This window comes from Desulfatibacillum alkenivorans DSM 16219 (assembly GCF_900142135.1).
Lineage (GTDB): Bacteria > Desulfobacterota > Desulfobacteria > Desulfobacterales > Desulfatibacillaceae > Desulfatibacillum > Desulfatibacillum alkenivorans.
Window position 1 is genome coordinate 1 of the sequence record NZ_FQZU01000064.1, and the last position, 21,242, is coordinate 21,242.

A 21,242-nucleotide genomic window follows, 5' to 3' on the forward strand; every position below is an offset into this window, starting at 1 on the left:
AGAAATTTGGGGAGGCCGTTCGCAATCATTGGGGCATAGAAAATTCGGTCCATTGGGTCCTGGACATTGCATTCCGGGAGGATGAAAGCCGGATCAGGGCTGGGCACGCCCCTGAAAACTTGGCGGCGCTAAGACATATCGCCCTGAATTTGCTGAAAAAAGACAAATCCTTTAAAGGAAGTATAAAAACCAAGAGGCTGAATGCGGCAATGGACGTTGAGTATTTACAAGAGGTTGTGTTTTCGTAAAATTCACTGAACACGAAACGCCACACGCGGATTCTTTACTTGCGTTGGCCCTGTCAAATTCCTCTCCCGCCCTTGCTTTGCGGGCCGAGTTATTGTAGTTAGTTACGGTTAAGCTGTTTCCGGGCGTTTTGGCGGCCGGAAAATCCACGGGCTTGGAGGAACCATGAATATATGCGTCATAGACGGCCAGGGCGGGGGCATTGGCGCCGCTATCATTAAAAAGCTGAAAGAAACCCTGGAGGAAAGCGCCGTAATCCTGGCTTTGGGCACCAACGCCATAGCCACGGCCCAAATGCTGAAAGCCAAGGCCAACCGGGGGGCTTCGGGCGAGAACGCCATTGTCCGGACCACTGCCAAGGCGGACCTGATCATAGGCCCTATCAGCATTGTGCTGGCCCACTCCATGATGGGGGAAGTGACTCCCAAAATGGCCGAGGCGGTGGCCGCCAGCCCGGCGAAAAAGCTGCTCCTGCCCTTATCCCAGGAGAATGTGGAAGTGGTGGGAGTGCAAAAACTTCCGCTTCCCAGACTTGTGGATGCCATGATTGATGAATATCTTAAAATAGAGGACGCCTCCGCGCAGGAGGACGCATAAGAGATACTTCTTTAATTACGAGGACTTACCATGTGTGAAGCAAATGCATACTACATTGAGGACGGCGAAGAGCAACTGATTATGGAAGCCGTGGACACCGTAACTCCGGAGCCTGAGGGAATTCTGCTCACCAGCATTTTTGGAGACCAGAAACTGGTGAAAGCCAGCATCCACTCTCTTTCTTTGGTGGACCACAAGGTTTATTTGCAGAAAAACGGATAGTTAGGCGTCCGGACGCCATTTTTCATGAAAATTACCATAGCAAAGACATCCGGGTTTTGCATGGGAGTGCGCCGGGCCGTGGAAATGGTCCTGGACACTGCCAACCGGGTAAAAGGACCAGTCTACACCTTCGGCCCCCTGATCCACAACCCCCAGGTCATGCACATGCTGGCGGAAAAAGGGGTGGAGGTTCTGGAGGATATTCCGGAAAAGGGCGAAGGCACCGTGCTGATTCGCGCCCACGGAGTCACGCCTGAAACGCGCGGCCGTTTGGAGGCTGCGGGTTTCACGGTCATTGACGCCACTTGTCCGCGGGTCATCAAGGTCCAGCGTCTTTTGGATAAATACCAGGCCGAGGGCTACACCCCGATCATCGTGGGGGACGCTGACCACCCGGAGGTCATGGGCCTGGTGGGGCACGCCAGGGGGCAGGCCTATGTGGTCCGTTCCCGGGAGGAGGCCCTGGCCCTGCCCAAGGGCGAAAAAGCCGTTCTGGTCGCCCAAACCACCCAGGACCAGATCCTTTATCTTAATATCCTGGAGGCGGTCCGGGAACGTTTTAACGAAATCAAAGACTTTAACACCATATGCGATTCCACGGCTCGGCGGCAGGAAGAGGCCCGGGGCCTGGCCCATCAGGTGGAAGCCATGGTGGTCGTGGGCGGCAAGAGCAGCGGCAACACCCAAAGGCTGGCGCAAATCGCCGCGGGATCGGGCGTTCCCACTTTTCATGTGGAAACGGAAAAAGAGCTGGACGTCACGAAATTCAGGGACATGGAGCACGTGGGGATAACGGCGGGCGCTTCCACGCCCAACTGGATTATCCGACGGGTGCATCAGGCGGTGGCCGATCCGGGCGTTTTAGGGCGCAGCGGCGCCGGGCTGGGATATTCCGTCCGCAGATTCCTGATCCAGACCAACCTGTACCTTGCATTCAGCGCGGGCTGCCTGTGTTTCGCATGCATGCTGCTGTTGGGGCAGCCTCCGTCGCTTAACGCACCCATCATAGCGGCGTCGTACATCCTGCTCATGCATATCTCCAACAATTTCATAGGCCGCAACGCTGCGCGGTACAACGATCCGGACCGGGCCAGGTTTTACGATCAACACAAAATCCCCTTGGCTGCGCTGGCTATTTTCGGCGGCGCTCCGGGTTTTGTGGTGGCCTTTGAACTGGGCTGGGCGTCCTTTTTGACCCTGATAGTCATCACCGGGTTAGGGCTCAGCTACAATGTCCCCATCTGGCCCGAAAAACTGAGATTTTTTGGAAGATACCAGAAAATGCGCTCCATACCCGGCTCCAAGACCATCTTTATCGCCGGGGCCTGGGCCGGCGTCACCGCCGTGCTGCCCGTTCTTTCCCACGGAGCCCCGGTGGATATTGGCCTGATTCTGGTAATCTTTTTCGCAACCGCCATGGTATTGGCGCGCACGTCCATCTTTGATGTGCTGGACGTGCAAATCGATCGCATGGTATCGTATGAAACCATAGCAACCTGGATCGGGCCTGCTAAAACGCTGAAGCTGATCCGGGTTCTTTTGATAGCCCTTGCAGGCGTCCTGATTCTGGGGGGCGTCCTGTCCTGGCTGCCGTCTCTTGCCTTTTGGCTGTTGCCCTGCGCGATTTTTCCGCTGCTGGTGACCAACAGCTTCGCCAAGGGCAAGCTTCATCCCGGCCATCGGCTCGAATTGCTGGTGGACACCAATTTTGTCCTGGCTGGAGCCATAGCCGTTATCTGGCAGACGCTTGTTTAGCCGCAATCCAACGGCGCCGTCATCCAAACGAAGGAAACACCAATGAAAAAACAAACAATCATGCTGGCTGGCGGCACAGGTCTCGTGGGGAGCCATTGCCTGAAGTTTCTTCAAGAGGCCGATTATTGCGGGAAAGTCAACGTGATGACGCGCAAACCGGTTTCCGGCATAGAAAATTTTTCCAAGGCCGAGCAATTCATCGTGGATTTTGACGCCCCCAAAACCCTGGAGCAGGCCGGCCCTTGCGACAGCGTGGTCTGCGCCCTGGGAACCACCATCAAAAAAGCCGGCTCCAAAGAAGCCTTTAAAAAGGTGGATTTTAATTATTGCCTGGAAGTGGCCCGAGCAGGGCTTGCAAACGGCGCCGGGCATTTTTTGCTGGTCTCGGCCATGGGCTCGTCGCCACGCTCGTCCATTTTTTACAACCGGATCAAGGGCGAGCTGGAACAGGCGGTCATGGCCCTTGGGTTCTCCTGCGTCAGCGTTTTCAGGCCGTCCCTGATTTTGGGCGCCAGAGAGGAGTTCCGCCTTGGAGAAGAGATCGGAAAATTTTTTTCCCGCATATTCAGTTTTGCCGTTCCGGCCAAATACAAAGCGATTTACGCCTCGGACATAGCCATGGCAATCGTCAGGCAGGCGGCGGAGTGCAGGGAGTACAACCGCATTTTTGAATCACATGAAATCCGCGCCTTGGCGCACGAAGCCTAAGGCCCAGAGGAAGCGCACCATGCAAGTTGATCAATTCAGATACGGACCTGATAATCTGGCCTATGTTCTTTCTTCGGACTTTAAAGCGATAGCCATCGACCCGGGCGCTGTCAGCGACATCATGATCTGCCTGGAGGAAAAAGCTCTGGAACTGGTGTATGTGGCCACCACCCACTCTCACCCGGATCATGTTACGGGCGCCCAGGATATTCTATCCGCTACGGAAGCGACCTTTCTGGACAATCATACGCTCAGGCAAAAAGAGATTATCAAGCTGGGAAAAGAAGTGATCCAGGTTTACCATACGCCCGGACACACCCATGACTCCCTTTGCTTTTATGCAGCTCCCTATGAAGAGGAGGGCGCCGGATATACCAGCCCGGGGTATCTGATTTCCGGCGATACCTTGTTCAACGGAACGGTGGGCAACTGTTTTTCAGGAAATTTCAAGGCCTTTTACAAGTCCATAAAAAGCCTGATGACCCTGCCCAAAGACACCATCATTTATGCGGGCCATGATTATGTTCAGGATTCCATTGCGTTTGCCAGAACCTTGGAGCCGGACAACCCCTATTTTGACGACTATTTGAAAAAGTACGACTACACCCATGTTTTTTCCACTCTGGAAGACGAAACCAAGGTGAATCCATATTTGCGCTTCAATGCGCCCGACCTTGTCAAGCTCATGGAGAATAAGGGCCTTTCCACCAGGACGGAATTTGAGAGGTGGGACGCCGTTATGCATTTGGGATAATAAAGCCAAGCCAGGAGGATGATTTATGGCTAAGGGACGCGTGATCAAATGGACCATAGGCATCATTGCAGCATTGGCGGTTCTTTGCGTGGGAGGAATAGCCTACGTATTATCCACATTGGACCTTAACCAGTTTAAAGCCGACATTGAAACGAACGTGCAAAAAGCCACGGGACGCAAACTGACCCTGGCGGGAGACGTGAAGCTGCAGATTGGCCTTTCTCCGGCGCTTTCCGTGGAAAGCGTCTCCTTCGCCAATGCGGAATGGGGCTCTCAGCCCAATCTGGCCAGCATAGACCGCCTGGAAGTTCAGGTAGCGGTCCTTCCCTTGCTTAGAGGCGCCGTGAATATAAAGCGGCTCATCTTAATCAAGCCTGAAATCCTGATTGAAACCAATAAAGACGGAAAATCCAACCTGGACTTCGGCGACGCTGAAAAAACCGCCGCTTCCGCCGAATCTTCTCCGAAAGAAACAACGGAGCCGTCATCAGGACAAACCGGCGAGGGGCTGAATATCGACGTTGATGAGTTTGTGCTTCAAGACGCCCGCTTTACGTATAAGGATGGGCAATCCGGTTCTTCCCAGGAACTGGCTCTCAGCCTTGTAAGGGCCTCCCTGGACAGCGCAAACAAACTGACGCTCTCAGTTACTGGCGCATACAACGGACAGCCCTTTGAAGTGAACGGCGAAACCGGCGGACTTGAAGCCGCCATGAACCCCAAGGCCGACTGGCCGTTACACATTACCGCCAAGGCCGGCGGGGCTGTTGTCACGGTGGAAGGCGCCGTCCAAGACTTGAACGGCCTGGCGGGAATCGCCCTGGCCTTCAGCGTAGAAGGTAAAAGCCTGGCGGACTTGAACGCCATTTCAGGCGCATCCTTGCCTGACCTGGGAAAATATGCGCTTTCGGGCAAACTTGCAGACGCCGGTCCCAAAGCCTTCAAAATCAGCGGTCTGAAAGGACAGTTGGGGGAAAGTGACGTTTCCGGCGAAGCCGCCCTGGACATGGGGGGCAAGCGGCCTGATATCGTCCTTTCCCTGACGTCCAAGACGCTGGATCTCAGGCCTTTCCTGCCGGATAAATCCGAGAAAGTGGAAAAGCCCAAGTCCAAGCCTGCTGCTGAGCCAAAAAAGAAATCCGACCGGGTTCTTCCTAACGATCCGTTGCCCGCAGACCTTTTGCTTTTGGCTGACGCCAAGGGCGACATCAAAATAGAGACGGTCCAACTGCAGGATTTCGCCCTAACCGGTATTTTGGCGGCCTTTGCCCTGAAAAACGGAACGCTGGACGTATCCTCTTTGAAAGCCGCCGGCGGAGAAGGCACGCTGGACATGACGTTGAAGGCCGCCGCCAAGGGGAAAAATCTGGATCTTACCGGCAAGGCCGTCCTGGATCAGTTGAATATAGGCGGGCTTTTGGGTTTTCTTGGCGTGACGGAAGCCTTTAAGGGAAACCTGGACATGGAGCTTGACTTTGCAGGAAGGGGGGCTTCGGTTCGGGATATCATGGGCGGACTTGACGGATTTTTAAGCATGTCGGTCAAGGACGGCCAACTCCAAAACAAATATCTGGACCTGTTGGGCGGGGACATGGCCACCGGATTTTTGCGCATGATCAACCCGGTTGCAGAGAAAAAGGATTACACCAAGGTCAATTGCCTGATCGCCCGTTTGAACGTCGTCAAGGGAGAGGCGCAGACCAAAGTCATGGTCATGGACACGGAATACATGAGCGTGGTGGGAGACGGAACCATTGACTTTGACACGGAAAGGCTTAACATGTCTTTGGACCCCATGCCTAAAAAAGGCGTGCTGTCCGGTGTGAATATTGATGTGAGTTTCAGCATGTCCGAACTCGCCCAGCCCTTTGCGCTGGGAGGAACGCTGGCGTCGCCCAAGCTGGTGTTAGACCGTACCAAAGCCGTTTTGACTTTGGGCAAGGGAGTGGGAGGCGCATTGCTGTTTGGGCCTGCCGGAGCAGCCGCTGCGTTGTTAAGCACAGGCCAATCCGACGAGAATCCTTGCGAGTCCGCCGCCAAGGCGGCTGAGCAGGGAACCAAGTACCAAGGCGAGGAGAGCGAAAAGGGGGCGGCTGAAAAAGCCGCGGATACGGTTGTGAATGAAATCAAGGGAGTGGGAAAGGGGTTAAAAAACTTGTTTTCTCAATAAATTCGGCTCTGGTCGTGACATTTTGAAATAATGTCTTAGGGTTAGTAAGTTAATTAAAACCTGGCTGTATACCAGAAGGAGTATTTCCATGAAATCTATAACAACTTTTTCCTCAAAAGCAGGCGCAGCAACGCTTGCGACCCTTTTCGTCCTTGCCTTTTTCGCCAGTCTCGCCCCCAGCCCGGCTTGGTCCCGGGGCCTTCCCAAATCATTTTCCGATCTGGTGGAAAAAGCCAGTCCGTCGGTGGTTAATATCAGCGTAATGAAGGTGGTCAAAGGCAAGCAGCTCATGCCTTTTGGCCCGGACGATCCTTTTCATGATTTTTTTGAAAAATATTTCGGCGAAAAAATGCCCGGCAATCGCCGTTTGGGCGGCTTAGGCACGGGATTCATTATCGACAAGGACGGTTATATTTTAACCAATTACCATGTGGTTGACGACGCTGACGAAATAAAGGTCAAGCTGACCAATGACAAGGAATATGACGCGCAAATCGTAGGAAAGGACCCCAAGACCGACCTCGCGCTTATCAAGATCGAGCCTGAAGAGGCTATCGTACCGTTGCCCTTGGGCGATTCGGAAGCCCTGAAGGTCGGCGATTGGGTAATGGCCATCGGCAACCCTTACGGACTGGGAAACACGGTTACAGCCGGCATCTGCAGCGCCAAATACCGCAGGATCGGCGCCGGAGCTTACGATAATTTCATCCAGACCGACGCGTCCATCAACCCCGGCAACAGCGGCGGCCCCCTGTTGAACATGGACGGGGAAGTGGTCGGGATCAATACGGCCATCTACTCCCGCTCCGGGGGCAGCGTGGGCATCGGGTTCGCCATCCCCAGCAACATGGCCAAGGATCTCCTGCCCCAGTTGAAGGACGGCAAGGTCATTCGCGGCTGGCTTGGGGTGCTTGTGCAAGGAATCACTCCCGAGCTTAAGGACGCCCTGGACCTGGAAGACACCAAGGGCGCATTGGTCAGCAGCGTCACCCCCGGCGGGCCGGCGGAAAAGGCCGGCATGGAGCGGGGCGATGTTGTGGTTACCTTTGACGGAACTCCCATCAAGGAAATGGGCGATCTTCCTTATGTTGTCGCTTCCACCCCGGTGGGGAAAAACGTAGAGGTTGAGGTTATTAGAAAGGGAAAGAAAAAGACCATTGAGGTTAAAATCGCCCAACTGCAGGAAGATGAAAAAGGCCTGATGGCTTCCCAGGAAGACGCGCAGGGGCCGGATATTGGCCTGGCTTTGCAGGAAGTCACGCCTGAAATCGCTTCCAGCCTCGGCCTTTCCAAGTCTACGGGAGTGGTGATTTCCAGAGTCACGCCGTATTCCGCAGCCGCGGAAGCGGATTTACGGTCCGGCGACCTGATTGTTGAACTGGACGGGAAGGAAGTGGAAACCGTTTCGGATGCGAACAAGATTCTGTCCAAGTTCAAAAAGGGCGACACAGTCCTGTTTTTGATCGAAAGACAAGGCTCCACGCACTTCGCCACCGTCAAAGTGTGGGAGTAAAGGTTTTATAAAGCCACATGCACCAAGGTCGGCTTGAGGATTTCATCCAGAGCCTTGGGGGAAATGGAGGCTAACAAGCCGCGTTTTCCCGCATTGATATAAATCGGCTCCAAATCCATAATAGAGGCTTCCGCGTAAACCGGAAGCCTCTTTTTCGTTCCAAAGGGCGAGATGCCGCCCACCATATAGCCCGTCAAAGCATTGGCCTTTTTAGGATCGCAGGGCTGAATGGCCTTGACGCCAATGGCGCGGGCGAGGGCTTTGGTGGAAACCTCCTTGTCCCCGTGCATGAGCACCAGCAAAGCCTGCTTGTTCTCATCCTCCATGACCAGGGTTTTCACCACCTCATACTCATCCAGCCCAAGGGCCTGAGCAGCGCCGGCTGCCCCGCCTTTATCCTCGTACTTATAGGGATGCAGTTCAAACTCGGCATTATGGCTTTTTAGTTCTCTGACTGCCTGTGTCATTGGGGCTTTGCTCTTTGCCATGAATTCTCTTCCTGTCAATGATTCGACTGGGTTCGTCTTCCAGCCATTCGCATTTCCCTCAGCCCGTTCGCCGATTCTGGAATACCATTTGCCGATCTGAAATTCAACCAGGCCCCAATACGAGACTCATTTTCAAAATGACCATGCTGAACAATTCCGCATTGGAAAACGCCCTTTGCGGAACAGCATTTTCAATGGGGCTGAGGGGAGTTCATTAGGCTCATCCGCAACATTGATGCAGCTAATTTAAAAGGGCTTGGAGAAAGAATCAGAGGGCTTGCAGCAGCAGCCATGATCAATACGCCTTGCGCAAGAACCCTGCAGGCAACCGCATCCATCGGAGAAACCACAGCCCGGCGGAAAGACGATACGGAATCCATCATTGCGCGAGCCGACAAAAATTTGTATTGTAGTAGGAATTCCGAAAGGAATTGCCTGACTCTGTCTTAGGCCTTGAGGCAGTAGCATCGGCAAGACGCAAGTCCCTGGGGGGGGTTAGATGGAAGGGGTCGGAAAAAATCGTCTTATAACCATTTTCGGTCTTGCCGCCGGAGCGGCCGGTTTCGCCGTCGTCATTGCCATGACTTCCGGTTACGGCATCGGCCTGACCATGGATGGAGCGTCTTATGCGGCCTGCGCCCGCAGCCTTGCAGACGGCCGGGGATTTTACGCCTTTGACGGGCGGCCCTACATCCACTGGCCCCCGCTATTTCCAATGGTTCTTGCAGCGCCCGGATTGTTCGGACTTGATCCGGTGGATATCCTTCCCTGGCTTCACGCCCTGGTTTTCGGACTTATCGTCTTTGGATTCCATCATATTCTCCATAAAAATTTAAAATCCTCCCTTTTAACGGTTTGGGGAACTCTGGCCGCCCTGCTTTCGCTTCCCCTCATCAATCTATCCACCTGCGCCTATTCCGAGCCTTTATTTGTTTTGTTGTGCGGGGCCTATGTCTATTTCCTCCAATCTTTTCTCTCCAACCAAAAAACAGCCGGATTCGCTTTAACATGCCTTTTCGCCTCGATGCTTTGCCTGCAGCGATACGCTGGCATTGCGCTGCCCGTTGCGGGAGCGGCCATTATAGTCTTTGCACTGGCGGATGCCTCCTTTGGCAAGCGCATCAAAATGGCCGCGGCCTTGTGCACGGCCGCCTATTTGCCTTTGGGAGTCTGGCTGGCCAGAAACTTTGCTGTGAGCGACCGCTTCGCCGGATTCAAAGCCGGAGGCGGGGGGCGTCTGGCGGATTTATTGGAGTCGCACAAGCAGGTTGTCTCTTCATGGATCTTTCCCGGACAGGGAAATGTCGCTCTGACGCTCTTTCTGGCGGTCATGGGAATTCTTTCGGTTATTTTGTTGTGGAAAAAAGGGAAAAATGGTTTCAACGGCGTTTTGCAAACAAACAGCCTGACAACGATGGCCGGAGTCGTTGGGATCTGTTTCGGCGTTTACTGGATTTTTATTTTATGCGCTGCATGGCTTTCGTATGATGTAGACAACAATCCCCACCGGTTTATCGCGGTGATTCAATTGCCCTTTTATTACCTGACGCTGGTTTTGATTGACACGGCTCTTTACGCCGCCAGGGGCGGCGGGGCTTTTACAGTAAGCCGGGCGGTCTTGGCTGTCTTTGCTTGCTTTTGGGTTGGGGCTTTTTGGGGCCGCACAACCGGAGAGTTGCAAACGACGGCAAAAACCGGCCCCGGGATGTCCTTGTTCAATTATGAAGAACCGGATAATAGCCGGATCCCCCCCGGCCAAAAGGAGCGGCGGGCTTTATGCCGCTGGCTGGATTCCTTGCCCGAGGATTGCCCGGTGTACAGCAATGTTGCTCCTTTTTTGTACGGGCTTTATGGAAAGAAAGCCATGTGGGCGCCAGCAAAAGACGGAAATGGAAATAAAGAAATCTTCGTCCAAGGGGTCTTGGGGTGGGGAAGGCCCTGCGCGTTTATCCGCTTTGACATGCTCACATCCCCTGACTATGAGGGGCTGTTGACAATGCAGCATGTCATGGACTTCCCGGAGGGACGGGCTTTTTTGATTTTGCCCGCGCCGCCGGAGTTGAAGCTATCCGAACTTAGCCGATAACGCGGCGTATAACGGCGGCATGCCTTGCTGCAGCGCCTCTCCGGGACTGAATGCAGGACAAGGCCCTGGCGCCCATTTCCTTTGCCGCACGGGAATCGCTCAGGAGGTTCAGCATCTGGTTCGTCAAATCCTCCCAATCCCGGACCGTGCGGCCTCCGCCCGCCGCTTCCAACAGGTCTCTGGCTTCGGCGAAATCATCCATATGAGGGCCGTACAGCACGGGCTTGCCCCAGGAGGCGGGCTCTAAAACGTTCTGGCCGCCAAGCTCCACCAGGCTGGCCCCGCAAAACACGACGTCCGCAAGGCTGTAAAGATTCAGCAAACATCCCATGCGGTCCACCAACAGCACGGGGGCCTTTAAAGGCGCCCCTCGCTCCTCGAGGGCGGAAAAGGTTTCATGCGCCAGCCCCCTGCCCTGAATGATTGCAGCCGCTTCCGCGGTTCGCTCTATGTGCCTGGGCGCCAGGATGAGCGTTGCGTTCGGATGTTTCTTCCGCACCTGGACCATCATGTCGAGAATCGCTTCTTCTTCCCCGTTCCGGGTGCTGCCAGCCACTATTACCGGGCCTGAGCCCTGGGGCAGAAGGCTGTGCAGCGGCGCGTCCGAGGCGCTTCGGGCGTGATCCGCCAAAAAGTCGTATTTGGCGTTTCCATTGACGGCGATCCTGCCGGGGGGCGCGCCCATGGCTTTGATGCGTTGCGCATCATCCAGGCTTATCATGGAGAAGGCTGACATAGCCCCAAGAATTTCGGTAAAAAAGGATTTAAAACGCAGATAGGATTTGATGGAGCGGGAGGATATGCGGCCGTTGGCCATGACGGTGGGAATCCCCATGTTCGCGGCCTGCAGGATCCATTGAGGCCAGAGCTCCGTTTCCAGCAAAACCAGGACGTCGGGCCTAAACCACCGCAGGGCTTTTTGAACCGGGGCTTTGAAATCCAGCGGAGCGTAGACTGCGGCGGCGCTGTCTCCAAACAAGACCCGAGCCCGCTCCCGCCCGTAGTGAGTGCCTGCGGAGATAACAAAGCCCGCTTCCGGCGCCATGGCTTTTAGGGCGTCGCTGACCGCCTTGGCGACCCCGACTTCCCCCACGGAAGACGCGTGTATCCAGATTTTCGGCGCGCCCTCGGCTTGCGCTCGGGTGCAGCCCGGATAAAGCCCGAGCCGCTGGGAAAAATCCTTGGGCGTTTTGGAAACCAGCCTGGAGTAGCCCCAGAACAAGGGGGCGCCATAGATAAAAAGGCCTTCCGTCGCCAAAGAATACAACTGGCTGACAGGCCGCCCCGCGGTTGCTTTCCGCCTCGCTGATTTAAGCAAGTCAGTAAGGCCTTTCGTTGGGTGTTCCGGTGATGGAAAAAACGCTTTTAAGCTCCGGTTTGGGAACCTGGACAAACCGCCCTCTTTCAATCTTGAGCAGATACAGGTCTTTATCCACTTCTCCGGTCTCGTCAAAGAAGGTCCTTCCGGTCACGCCATGAAAATCCGCTTGCGACAGCGCCTGACGCAAAGACTCCCTGCTGTATACCTGGGGTTGACTCATAAGCTCCAAGGTCAGGTTGGCGGAATCATAGCCGAGGGCCTCGAGAAATCCCGGACTGCTTCCGTACGTGTCTTCGTAAAGGGAAATGAACTCCCTGACTTTCGGATCCGGGCTTTGTTTAAAGAAAATGTCCGGCATAACAGCCCCATTGGCGTAAACGCCGCCGATGTCAATCAGTTTAGGAGAGTGCCACAGGTTGGGCCCCATAAGCAGCACGCCATTGACGTCATGAAATTTCAATTGGGGCATGACCAGGCCGGACACGCTGGGGGAGTCGGGCATATAAAGCACGTCAAAATCAATGATGGGGTCCGGCTCATCATCTTCTTTGGCGGCGGCCTCTTCGTCAAGCTCTTCCTCGATGGCCGGCGTTTCTTCCTCCACCTCAGGGCGGTCGTAGTACAAGCCCACCAGTTTTTTGATGGGATCGGCAAAATCCGTTTGCTTGGGTTCGTAGGATTCCACGCCGGTAACCATGCCGCCCTGGCGAACCACTTCCTGCCAGAATATGGACATGTTGGCGCGGCCGTAATCGTCATTGGGGAACAGGATCGCAAAACGGTTCAATCCCAAGGTCTCGCGGGCGTAGGTCACCAGGGTCCTGGCTTGCATGGGCAAGGTGAGGTAATTTCTGAACAGATAGCCGCCCTGCCCGGTCACGGATTGCTTTTGGGTGAAAACAATGGACGGGACGCCGAACTCTTTCGCCGGCGCCATGACGGCGTCCGCGGCCAGCATGGGCCCGATGACCAGGGACACGTTTTGCTCTGCAAGCTCTCTAAAGCCCTGAGCCGCCATGATGGGGTCGCCTTGAGTGTCCCGCACTTCCATCCGGTATGCGCGGCCTGGGTTAGTCACGTTGTGAAGGCTGATCGCCATTTCGATGCCGGAAAGAAGCTGGGCGCCAAAACGTTCATACGGCCCGGAAAGCGGAAGCAGAACACCGATGGCGCTTTGCTGGAAGCCCTCCATCTGCCTCAGGTCATCCAGCAGCACCTGGGCCTCCCCCGCCGTTTGCTGGTCCGGGCAATCGGCCAGCAGTCTTTCCAGGGTTTCCTGGGCTTGGGTCCATTGCTCTCCCCCGATTTCCTGATGGGCCAGCTTTAAAGCCAGCAGGCCTTTGACGGAGCAATCCCGGCTTGTTCCCAAAATCGTCTCAGCCTGGGAAAAACTGAGAAGATCCAGGACCTTTTCCATTTTCATGAAAAGGAGGTCTTTTTCCCCGGTCCGGGCTTGAGAATGGGCCTTCATGTAGGAGTCCAGGGCTTTTTCCGCCTCGCCCCAGGACATATAGACATCGCCGAGCAAAGAAAGAGCCCGGACCCTTTCCTGGGCGGCGGTCTTGGAGGAGGATGCCATCTGCCTGAGCATGGGGATAAGGGCTTCGTAACGCTCTTCCTTATAGTAGGTGTTCAGGATTCCCCATCTGGCGTCCGTCACCATGGCGGAGGCGGGGTATTTGGCCAGGATCTTCCTGTAAGCATCCCGCGCCTTTTCGTATTTTTGATTATCCACGGCCATCTGGGCGATCTGCAACCACGCTGCCGGCGCCAGGGCGCTTCTGGGATACTTGGTCAGGTACTCCTGATAAAGCCGCTCCGCATAAGCATATTGCTTGGCTGCATACATTTTTTCGGCCTTGGCGAATAGCTGCTCATCCCCTCTTTGGGCGGCTGAAGTAGATGAAGAGGTCTTGCCGGGGAGGATTTTTTTGCCGCCGCAGGACGTTGCGGCCAGCAGGACCGCTATCAACAAACAACAGAGGCGGGCAGCCCTTTTTATGTTTCCCATTTTTGCTTGCATAGCCCTATCTATAGTCCGAAAAAAGGTTTACAGCCGTGCGCGGCCTGATGAGCCGGCCCTGGCCGTCCAGCCCAACCGGTTTATGGCCGGCCGAGAATGTCTTCCATTTCCACAAGCATCTTGATGTGGACGTCCGCCTCGAGATTCGGGTTGGCCACAGCGACAAACTTTACCCCGGCGGTTCGGGCGGCCTGTTCATCAACCACCGAGTCTCCTAGGTACGCCACCTGATCCCCGGACAGGGAATAGGCTTCCATGATCTTGTAAAGCTGTCCCGGGTCCGGCTTGGGGGCCTTGACGTCCATGGACGTCACCACCAGGTCGAAAAAGCCCGTCAGCCCGTGCTCCGATATGACGGCGTCCATCGTATTGGTCCGGTTGGTTGCAACGGCCAAGTGATAGTTGGGCTTCAGCCAGGTAAGCAAGTGCATCAGGTACGGTTCCATGCGCATGAGCCGCACAAAAGGAAAATAGGTCAGGTCCTTTGCCGCCTTGAGGGCTTTTTTCAGACCTTCTCCGGAGCCGAAAAGGCGCTCCAGGGTTTCAAAGGCCGTATGCATATGGGCGTACGCGAAGTCCTGCTCGTCCATGGGAGGCTTTCCGAACCGGGCCAGCACGGCGTCGTAGTATCGGCGATTAGCCTCGGCGGAATCGAACATAACGCCGTCGCAATCAAAAACAACCGCTTTTATATCGTTCCCTAACGGGTTTGTTTCATTCTCCAAATCAAGTCTGTTCCTTAGGCTCCATCCGCTTAATTACGAAGGGTTTTTTATCGGTAAAATTGCCGTAGACGCGAACCTCCAGCTTGGGTCTGACGGGGCTGTCCGTATGCACATAAACGGAGCCCATGTATCGGCCTTCGGGTTTGGGATCGGTGACGGTCAGAGTCCAGCCTTTTTGGCTGCCGTGAGCGTAGTCTTCCAGTTTGTATGAAAACCTGGCGTTCTTTGACGCCGAAAGGTCCGTGATTTTAAACGGATACTCTTCTATGGGGACAATTTTCACGGAGCCGACGGCGCCGGCCTCCTGTATGCTCTCTTTGTTTAAACTAACGCTTAAGGGCGAAATCTTGGCGAAGCGGATGACCTTCCCGGAGATTTTCAGGGGAACCTTGGGATTGGCCGGGGCGTTGCTCATGACGTAAACTACCTTGCGCATCGTAGATCCGCCGTACCCTCGCGTATTGACCCGTATTTCCACGCTTCCCTTTTCCCCGGGATCAGTGCGCCGTGTATAGGACGTTGTGGTGCATCCGCAAGTGACTTTCACCTGGTTGATCTCAAGAACGCTGTTTCCTGTATTGGTGAAAAAGAACTTATGGGTGACCAAGTCGCTGTCCAGGGCTTTTTCAAAATCAAACGAGGTCGCATCAAATGCAATGGCGGGGCCGTCCGCCGCAAAGCGCGATGCATCAGCGGCCGCGGCCGGGGGGATGCAAACCAGGGTCAGCAACGCAACAAAAACGCTAATTCGACAAAAAACTCTTTTCACTTCCATGCCAAAGGCCTCCAAGAGCCAGCCTTGCTAAAAATTCGCGCCTGATGCGCCCGCAGGACACTTTAAAAAACAATGGTCCCGCTTGTCAACCCGGCGCGCCGGCCGGTTTGGCGCGTCGGGAGGCGGGCTGCACATATGGAGGGCTGCCTGGTTTTGGGCGGCCGAATCATGGAGTTGCATTCTCCAAGGTCAGTTTTTCGGCGGCGGCGCCGACTTAGCCTGGGGTAGCTTTCTTTCGAAAAAGTTGCCGTACACCCTGACCTCCAGCTGAGGCCGAATCTTGTTATCCGTATGGAGATACACCGTTCCGGTATAGCGTCCTTGCGGATCCGGATCCGTCACCTTTAAAATCCAGCCGGTTTCGCCTTCTTTGTCCGATTTTTCCAATTCATAGGTGAACCTGGCGTTCGCCGTGGCCGTCGTCCTCACAATATCAAAGGGGTATTTATCCAAGGATTTGATGACGGCCTGTCCTGAAATTGCCTCGCCCGCATCCCCTCTAAGGGATATGGTCGCGGGCTTGATGTCAGCAAACGCCGCCACCGGACCGGAAACCTTTAACACGACTTCCGGATTCTTTGGATCATTGGTAATAACCCGCATTGTTTTATGCAGAGTTCTTCCCGCATAACCTTTGGTGTTGACCCTGATTTCCACTTTGCCTTCCCCGCCCGGGGAAGTGCTCCTCGTAAACGAGGTAGCTGTGCACCCTCAACCGACCTTGACTTGCTTAATCTCCAGGTTTTGGGTTCCGGTGTTTTTAAAAATGTATTGATGGGTGATCAGGTCGCCTTCCAGAACCGATTCAAACTGGTATTCCGTGGATGCGAACGTGATGGAGGGGCCGACTGCGGGGACATCCGCCTCTCCTTCCGCGGCCCAAAGGGGAGCGCCGCACAGAAAAGATACCATTGCTGCACAGACAAAGATTTTTGTTAATAAACCTGCTGCTTTCATTGTGAGAATCTCCTGAGATGCCATGCTTCAATATTCCTCTTTTGCTGACCGGACTAAGTTTAAGAGCATTCCTGCGGCTTGTCAACCGCCTGCAGGATCCCAAAATCCGCGATTGGATTTGTCGGAGGGGTGGTTTGAACATTTCAGGGCGCTTCAGCCCTTGTTTTAGGAGTCCGGCGGACTCATCGCCCCCTCCAGGATGGCCATGGAAGAATTTTCAGCCTGTTTTTTGTGGAAGTGCTATTTAAAGCCAGGGGCATTGAACAGGAAATACAGGCCTGTTTTTTTCGGGCGCCCATTCCCAACTATGATCGCCGCGCTTTACGCGAGGCTTTTATTAACGCATTGGTTCATCGCGACTACTCGCGGCTTGGAGCAGTGCATGTTTGCCTTGATAATGATGGACTGTCCATTTCAAGCCCCCGCGGTTTTGTTGAGGGCATCGCGCTAAAACACTTGTTAGTGGCGGCTCCCCGTTCACGAAATCCTTTGCTTGCCGATATTGTTAAGCTAGTGGGGCCGGCCGAACGCACAGGCCGGGGCATTGATCGTTTTTATGAGGGCATGCTTCGATATGGACGTCCGATGCCTGATTATGAAATGCCGGATAATACTTCCGTTGTTCGTATGCTGCATGAGTCGGACGCTGATACGTCTTTTCTGGAAATGATTTTGGGCCATGAAGAACGGGCGGATTCCTCCATGCCCATAGACAGCTTGATTATCCTTTCCCGATTAAAGCATGAAAGGCGGCTTGCAACCAAAGACCTGACGCCTGACACCCAAAAGTCAGAACAGGCCATCCGCACCGCTCTTGAAAAATTGGTGGAGGCTGGACTCGTGGAGGCCCATGGGACCGGAAGAGGGCGCACATACATGTTAAACGCAAAAGCTTATCGAAAAATTGGACAAAAGGCGGATTACATCCGGCAGGCTGGTTTTGAGCCCATCCAGCAGGAACAGATGGTTCCAAGTTACATTGAAAAACATGGCGAAATAAAAGGAGGCGGCTGACCTGTGTCGTTTGAACCCGAATCAAGCTTGCAGGCTTTTAAAAAGGCTAAAAGAAAAGAAATTAGTGAGGCAGACAGGAGAAAGGCGCGGCGCCGTCTACACACCTCCAGACTAATTTATGCACGTGTGTTATGGTTTTATACATGCGTGCATAAAATCGTGTATTAATACATGGCTTGTCTTTTAACTATTTAAAATAAAACAATTTATAAATTATCATTGCCGTGAGCTTTAAATATTTCTCTCCAGAAAGAGCCTGGAAAAACCGGTTTAGATCGCTCAAAGGGAATCTTAAGCCATTGTTTCATGGGATATCCTTTCAAAAACTCAATAAGCAAAAATGCTGCTGATCGGGTTTTACGCCTTCGAAAGTCTGTCTCCCAGGAAGACCAATCAACGACCGTCCTTGACTTGATTGACCCTCAGTCCTTGAAGGCTTTGCGCCTGACGTACAGGCAGGTGCAGTTATAGGTTCCGTCCATGTTTTTGGAGGCGCCGCAATAGGGGCATTTTTCCTTTGGTCTTTCCCGCTTTTGGGTCGAGTAGCTGCCGTCGCCGGAGCCTAAAACCATAAACACGATGGCTGCTACGGCCGCAAAAACCAGCATGGCTGAAAAATGTATCAATAAAAAGGCCATGGCAAAGGTTCCGATTAAATACACAAGGATGAAGATAACCGCCTGCGCCAGTCCGCCTGCAAACGCCGCGTTTTTGAAAATAACGCCCGCCTGCACAAGCTGGGCGAGAAGGATGAGGCCCATGACCGCCGGCATCCCTGGTTGATAGAAGAACTGGCAGATAACCAGGCATACAAGTCCTCCCGCCCAGGAGTATAAGCCGGGTTTCCACGAAAATTCCGCCCGGGAATGATGCTGCAAGTCCGCTAAAATATTCGCCAGGCACATGAGTTGATTGTATACGACCCAGGCGAAAATCACAAAGCCGGGTATGAACCACAACCAGCCCGCCTTGTAGGGGTTGCAAAACCACGCGGCGTCTTTGCCCATGGCCAGGGCGTAAAACAGCTCCAGGGACGAAAGCAAAAGAATGGTCGCCCAGTTGGCGACGTGGAGCATCCCTTCCAATGGCTCGTTATTCCGCCGTTCCTGAATGGTGCGAAAAACCTTCAGCACAACGGACAGCGCGACAATAGCCAAGGTCATTTGTAAATAAAGCCCGGAAAAAGAGTTGAACCCCGGCGCCCCATCCCGAAACACGGTTTGCAGGGCGTCTCCCGCAGGGCCCTGACTTGCGGCCTTCGCTGCGTTAAGAGGCAGGACAAACACGGCCAAAACGGCCGGGAGGAACATTTTTTCATACAAACTTGTAAACAAATGCAGCATGATGGCACGGCTTTCTTGGTACGGCGGAATTTCTATATTTGACGCTTTTTATTTTGCGCCAATACGTTGCAGCAATAAGTTTTCGGCAACAGCGCCGTCATAATATCCAAATGCTTCCTAATAATCAAGGTCTGTTACGTTGGAATATATATTAAAAAACGTTATTTTAACCTAAAATAGTGTTAGGGTAATGATGAATTTTGTAGAGGGCGGGCTCTTTAGAATTCAATTCCCTGATTTCCGCGCCTTCCGCGGTTAAAAAAGATAGGGCGTCCACGAAACATTTCATGGACGCCCCCATTGGGTTCTATGTGTTGTTATGCCCCTTTAAAGATGTCCTTGTATTGCTGGCGCATGTCGCGTTTCAGGATTTTGCCGGTGGGCGTCTTGGGCAGGGCGTCCACGATGATCACCCTTTTGGGCGTCTTAAAGGGCGCCAGGTGCTCCTTGCAAAGATCCATGATTTCGTCCTCGGCGATGGTTTCGCCGGCCCGGGGGACCACTACGGCCGTGACCGCCTCCACCCATTTGGCGTGCTCCACGCCGATGACGGCCACTTCCTCCACCCGTTTGTCCAGGTAGACCACTTCCTCCACTTCCCGGGTGGACACGTTTTCGCCTCCGGTCTTGATCATGTCTTTTTTCCGGTCCACCACAGAAATATAGCGATCTTCGTCCAGAACGCCGATGTCTCCGGAATGGAACCAGCCGCCCTTCATGGCGTCTTCCGTCTTTTCCGGCTCCTTGAAATACATGATCATGGCGTGGGGGCCTTTGCCGCAGATTTCGCCGGGGGCGCCCAATTCCGTGACGGGCTTTCCGAACTCGTCTTCCAGCCGGCTTTCCATGTTCAGACCCGCCATGCCGGCCGATCCCAGTTTGCCCATGGCGTCCTCCGCCTTGAGAACGGTGTGGTAGGGCGCCAGCTCGGTCTGGCCGTAATAGTTGTATACTCCGGCGCCGGGGAAGCGCTCCAGGATTTCCTTCAACACCTCCACCGGCATGATGGAAGCGCCGTAATAGCATTTGGTCAGGCAGGAGAGGTCGTACTTGTCAAAATCCGGGTGCCGTAAAAGTCCGATCCAGACCGTGGGCGGAGCGAAGAACATGGTGGCCCGGTATTTGTCGATGGTTGCAAGCACTTCGCCCAGGTCCGGGGCCATGAGCACGTTGGTGCCGCCCACCCAGAAAACGGGATTCATAAAAACGTCCCGCGCGGCGCAATGGTAGATGGGCAGGGCGTTTACGTTGATGTCGTTGGTATCGTACCTGCCGTCGATGATGGCGCCCATGTATTGGGCGATCAGGGCCTGGTTGGAGATAATCACGCCCTTGGGCAGGGATTCGGTGCCGCTGGTATAGGTCATCTGGCAGGGATCTTCGATTCGCAAAATCACGTCCGGCTCGGTTGCGGGATAGGCGCTGTACCAGGATTTAAAATCCTTGAACCGGTCGCTGGGAGGCCCTTGTCCGGCGAAGTCGTCCGACCAGATAAAGTTTTCCACCGTCTTCATGTCGTCCATAACGTCCTCCACCAGGGGGTAGAGGGCGTCTTCCACGATAAAGACCTTGGATTCCGAATGGTCGATGCAATAGGTCACGTCCTTGCCCTTTAAAAGATAATTGATGGCCAGGTAGACCGCGCCGATTTTGCAGCATCCCAGCCAGGTGAGAACATGGTGGATGGTGTTGTGAGCCAGGATGGCCACCCGGTCGTATTTTTTCACCCCCAGGCCGGCCAGGGCGTTGGCCGTGCGGTTGGCGGCCTCTTCCAATTGCGCGTAGGTCAGCGTCTTATCGCCGAAAACCACGGCGGCCTTGTCCGGGTAATGGTACGCACTGCGCCGGATCATGTCTGCGATCACCAAGCGGTTGACCCGGTTGTACCGCTCCATGAGAAAGTCCACGTTTTCTTTGTTCAGCGTGTTGTAGCGCAGTTTGTCCTCTGCCGTCATGGGTTTGTACAAATTGTCGGTCATCGCGCCCCCCTTCATCAGGTCTTGGAAAGTTACAGGGTTGAGTAGGAAAAACCAAAGCGTCTTGGTTGAATTTTGGGGTAAAAATTGAATGTATTGCTGAATTTGCAAATAAAGAAGTGCAGCCCGGGCTGGAAACCGCCGCCCGGTTAACGACTTTCACCTGTATTAGCCGTTATGTATTGTGATAAACCATTTTTTTCTTCTTGGCAAAAATATTTTTAAAACTTCTGAATATCCAACAGGACTTTCAGAGCTAAATGGAATATGAACTGCTATTTTTAATAAAATCAATCCGTTGAACCCTCCCCCTTGTAGAACCTATCCCCAATCTTTCAATACATTGATTCAACCGGTTATTTTTCTAACGAATACTTTCTTTTTGCCTTGACATGTAGAACCTAATTTGTCACAATGCAATATGGCGCATTTATACAAGAAAATCATTAAAGGTAGAACCTACTGGTACCTCCGGGAAACGCACCGGGTGGACGGCAAGGTCAAGCTCAAGTGGCAAAAGTACCTGGGCACGGCGGACTCCATCCTGGCCAAGCTGGAAAAGGCGGAGC

Annotated in this window: 19 protein-coding genes; 11 read left to right on the plus strand and 8 right to left on the minus strand. The window is 54.0% G+C overall.

The features are described 5' to 3' along the window. The 8 genes from BUE18_RS25985 to BUE18_RS26020 all read left to right on the plus strand — a co-directional run. Positions 1 to 248, plus strand: a 248-nt coding sequence (locus BUE18_RS25985) for an ISAs1 family transposase (protein WP_139264952.1), incomplete at its 5' end; no start/stop codon positions are given. A 163-nt stretch (positions 249 to 411) separates the two neighbouring features. Then, positions 412 to 843, plus strand: a complete 432-nt coding sequence (locus BUE18_RS25990) for a DUF3842 family protein (RefSeq protein WP_073479058.1) — start codon at positions 412 to 414, stop codon at positions 841 to 843. A gap of 30 nt (positions 844 to 873) precedes the next feature. Continuing rightward, positions 874 to 1,065, plus strand: a complete 192-nt coding sequence (locus BUE18_RS25995; RefSeq protein ID WP_073479059.1) for a CooT family nickel-binding protein — start codon at positions 874 to 876, stop codon at positions 1,063 to 1,065. A gap of 24 nt (positions 1,066 to 1,089) precedes the next feature. After that, positions 1,090 to 2,820 (plus strand): 4-hydroxy-3-methylbut-2-enyl diphosphate reductase, encoded by a 1,731-nt coding sequence (ispH, locus tag BUE18_RS26000; RefSeq protein ID WP_073479060.1) that lies wholly within the window; start codon positions 1,090 to 1,092, stop codon positions 2,818 to 2,820. Positions 2,821 to 2,862: 42 nt separating this feature from the next. Beyond that, the gene (locus BUE18_RS26005; protein WP_073479061.1) at positions 2,863 to 3,528 is read left to right on the plus strand and encodes a Rossmann-fold NAD(P)-binding domain-containing protein; all 666 of its coding nucleotides are present in this window, start codon (positions 2,863 to 2,865) and stop codon (positions 3,526 to 3,528) included. Positions 3,529 to 3,547: 19 nt separating this feature from the next. Next, positions 3,548 to 4,282 carry an MBL fold metallo-hydrolase gene (locus tag BUE18_RS26010; protein ID WP_073479062.1) on the plus strand — a complete coding sequence of 245 codons (735 nt, stop codon included), beginning with the start codon at positions 3,548 to 3,550 and terminating at the stop codon, positions 4,280 to 4,282. A 25-nt stretch (positions 4,283 to 4,307) separates the two neighbouring features. Beyond that, complete coding sequence (locus tag BUE18_RS26015) at positions 4,308 to 6,452, plus strand: AsmA family protein (RefSeq protein WP_073479063.1); 2,145 nt, start codon at positions 4,308 to 4,310, stop codon at positions 6,450 to 6,452. A gap of 88 nt (positions 6,453 to 6,540) precedes the next feature. Beyond that, a complete protein-coding gene (locus tag BUE18_RS26020; RefSeq protein WP_073479064.1) occupies positions 6,541 to 7,965 on the plus strand; it encodes a DegQ family serine endoprotease in 1,425 nt (474 codons plus the stop codon). A 5-nt stretch (positions 7,966 to 7,970) separates the two neighbouring features. On the opposite strand, the gene ybaK is transcribed toward BUE18_RS26020, so the two are convergent. Continuing rightward, complete coding sequence (gene ybaK / locus BUE18_RS26025; protein WP_244549383.1) at positions 7,971 to 8,432, minus strand: Cys-tRNA(Pro) deacylase; 462 nt, start codon at positions 8,430 to 8,432, stop codon at positions 7,971 to 7,973. 234 nt (positions 8,433 to 8,666) lie between these two features. Between ybaK and BUE18_RS28845 the strand changes: the two genes are divergently transcribed. Next, the gene (locus BUE18_RS28845) at positions 8,667 to 8,903 is read left to right on the plus strand and encodes a nucleotidyl cyclase domain-containing protein (protein WP_139264956.1); all 237 of its coding nucleotides are present in this window, start codon (positions 8,667 to 8,669) and stop codon (positions 8,901 to 8,903) included. A gap of 49 nt (positions 8,904 to 8,952) precedes the next feature. Beyond that, entirely contained in the window at positions 8,953 to 10,539 is a 1,587-nt protein-coding gene (locus tag BUE18_RS26035) for a hypothetical protein (protein WP_073479066.1), read from the plus strand. Here BUE18_RS26035 and BUE18_RS26040 read toward each other — a convergent pair. The 5 genes from BUE18_RS26040 to BUE18_RS28665 form a co-directional block, all read right to left on the minus strand. Then, positions 10,529 to 11,857, minus strand: a complete 1,329-nt coding sequence (locus BUE18_RS26040; protein WP_170868473.1) for a 3-deoxy-D-manno-octulosonic acid transferase — start codon at positions 11,855 to 11,857, stop codon at positions 10,529 to 10,531. The two genes, BUE18_RS26035 and BUE18_RS26040, sit on opposite strands and share 11 nt — an antisense overlap. Before the next feature lies 1 nt (position 11,858). Beyond that, complete coding sequence (locus BUE18_RS26045) at positions 11,859 to 13,871, minus strand: penicillin-binding protein activator (protein ID WP_170868474.1); 2,013 nt, start codon at positions 13,869 to 13,871, stop codon at positions 11,859 to 11,861. Between the two features lie 92 nt (positions 13,872 to 13,963). Next, positions 13,964 to 14,608: an HAD family hydrolase gene (locus tag BUE18_RS26050; protein ID WP_073479069.1), complete on the minus strand. Its 645-nt coding sequence runs from the start codon at positions 14,606 to 14,608 to the stop codon at positions 13,964 to 13,966. 1 nt (position 14,609) lies between these two features. Beyond that, positions 14,610 to 15,383 carry a DUF1573 domain-containing protein gene (locus tag BUE18_RS26055; protein WP_073479070.1) on the minus strand — a complete coding sequence of 258 codons (774 nt, stop codon included), beginning with the start codon at positions 15,381 to 15,383 and terminating at the stop codon, positions 14,610 to 14,612. Between the two features lie 189 nt (positions 15,384 to 15,572). Continuing rightward, positions 15,573 to 16,340, minus strand: a complete 768-nt coding sequence (locus BUE18_RS28665; protein ID WP_268815353.1) for an OS_HP2 family (seleno)protein — start codon at positions 16,338 to 16,340, stop codon at positions 15,573 to 15,575. Positions 16,341 to 16,571: 231 nt separating this feature from the next. On the opposite strand from BUE18_RS28665, the gene BUE18_RS26070 reads away from it, so the two are divergent. Then, the gene (locus BUE18_RS26070; protein WP_211482847.1) at positions 16,572 to 17,354 is read left to right on the plus strand and encodes an ATP-binding protein; all 783 of its coding nucleotides are present in this window, start codon (positions 16,572 to 16,574) and stop codon (positions 17,352 to 17,354) included. A 422-nt stretch (positions 17,355 to 17,776) separates the two neighbouring features. Here the strand turns inward: BUE18_RS26070 and BUE18_RS26075 are convergent, their stop codons facing one another. Then, positions 17,777 to 18,697, minus strand: coding sequence for a hypothetical protein (locus BUE18_RS26075; protein WP_073479073.1), 921 nt, complete (start codon positions 18,695 to 18,697; stop codon positions 17,777 to 17,779). 317 nt (positions 18,698 to 19,014) lie between these two features. Beyond that, positions 19,015 to 20,676 (minus strand): acyl-CoA synthetase, encoded by a 1,662-nt coding sequence (locus BUE18_RS26080; protein WP_073479074.1) that lies wholly within the window; start codon positions 20,674 to 20,676, stop codon positions 19,015 to 19,017. Positions 20,677 to 21,242: the final 566 nt, after the last annotated feature.

Excerpts from the sequence above, each read along its gene's own strand:
- BUE18_RS25990 (WP_073479058.1), top strand. The coding sequence starts at position 412 with ATGAATATATGCGTCATAGACGGCCAGGGCGGGGGCATTGGCGCCGCT.
- BUE18_RS25995 (WP_073479059.1), top strand. The coding sequence starts at position 874 with ATGTGTGAAGCAAATGCATACTACATTGAGGACGGCGAAGAGCAACTG.
- ispH (WP_073479060.1), top strand. The coding sequence starts at position 1,090 with ATGAAAATTACCATAGCAAAGACATCCGGGTTTTGCATGGGAGTGCGC.
- BUE18_RS26005 (WP_073479061.1), top strand. The coding sequence starts at position 2,863 with ATGAAAAAACAAACAATCATGCTGGCTGGCGGCACAGGTCTCGTGGGG.
- BUE18_RS26010 (WP_073479062.1), top strand. The coding sequence starts at position 3,548 with ATGCAAGTTGATCAATTCAGATACGGACCTGATAATCTGGCCTATGTT.
- BUE18_RS26015 (WP_073479063.1), top strand. The coding sequence starts at position 4,308 with ATGGCTAAGGGACGCGTGATCAAATGGACCATAGGCATCATTGCAGCA.
- BUE18_RS26020 (WP_073479064.1), top strand. The coding sequence starts at position 6,541 with ATGAAATCTATAACAACTTTTTCCTCAAAAGCAGGCGCAGCAACGCTT.
- ybaK (WP_244549383.1), bottom strand. The coding sequence starts at position 8,432 with ATGACACAGGCAGTCAGAGAACTAAAAAGCCATAATGCCGAGTTTGAA.
- BUE18_RS26035 (WP_073479066.1), top strand. The coding sequence starts at position 8,953 with ATGGAAGGGGTCGGAAAAAATCGTCTTATAACCATTTTCGGTCTTGCC.
- BUE18_RS26045 (WP_170868474.1), bottom strand. The coding sequence starts at position 13,871 with ATGGGAAACATAAAAAGGGCTGCCCGCCTCTGTTGTTTGTTGATAGCG.
- BUE18_RS26055 (WP_073479070.1), bottom strand. The coding sequence starts at position 15,383 with ATGGAAGTGAAAAGAGTTTTTTGTCGAATTAGCGTTTTTGTTGCGTTG.
- BUE18_RS26075 (WP_073479073.1), bottom strand. The coding sequence starts at position 18,697 with ATGCTGCATTTGTTTACAAGTTTGTATGAAAAAATGTTCCTCCCGGCC.
- BUE18_RS26080 (WP_073479074.1), bottom strand. The coding sequence starts at position 20,676 with ATGACCGACAATTTGTACAAACCCATGACGGCAGAGGACAAACTGCGC.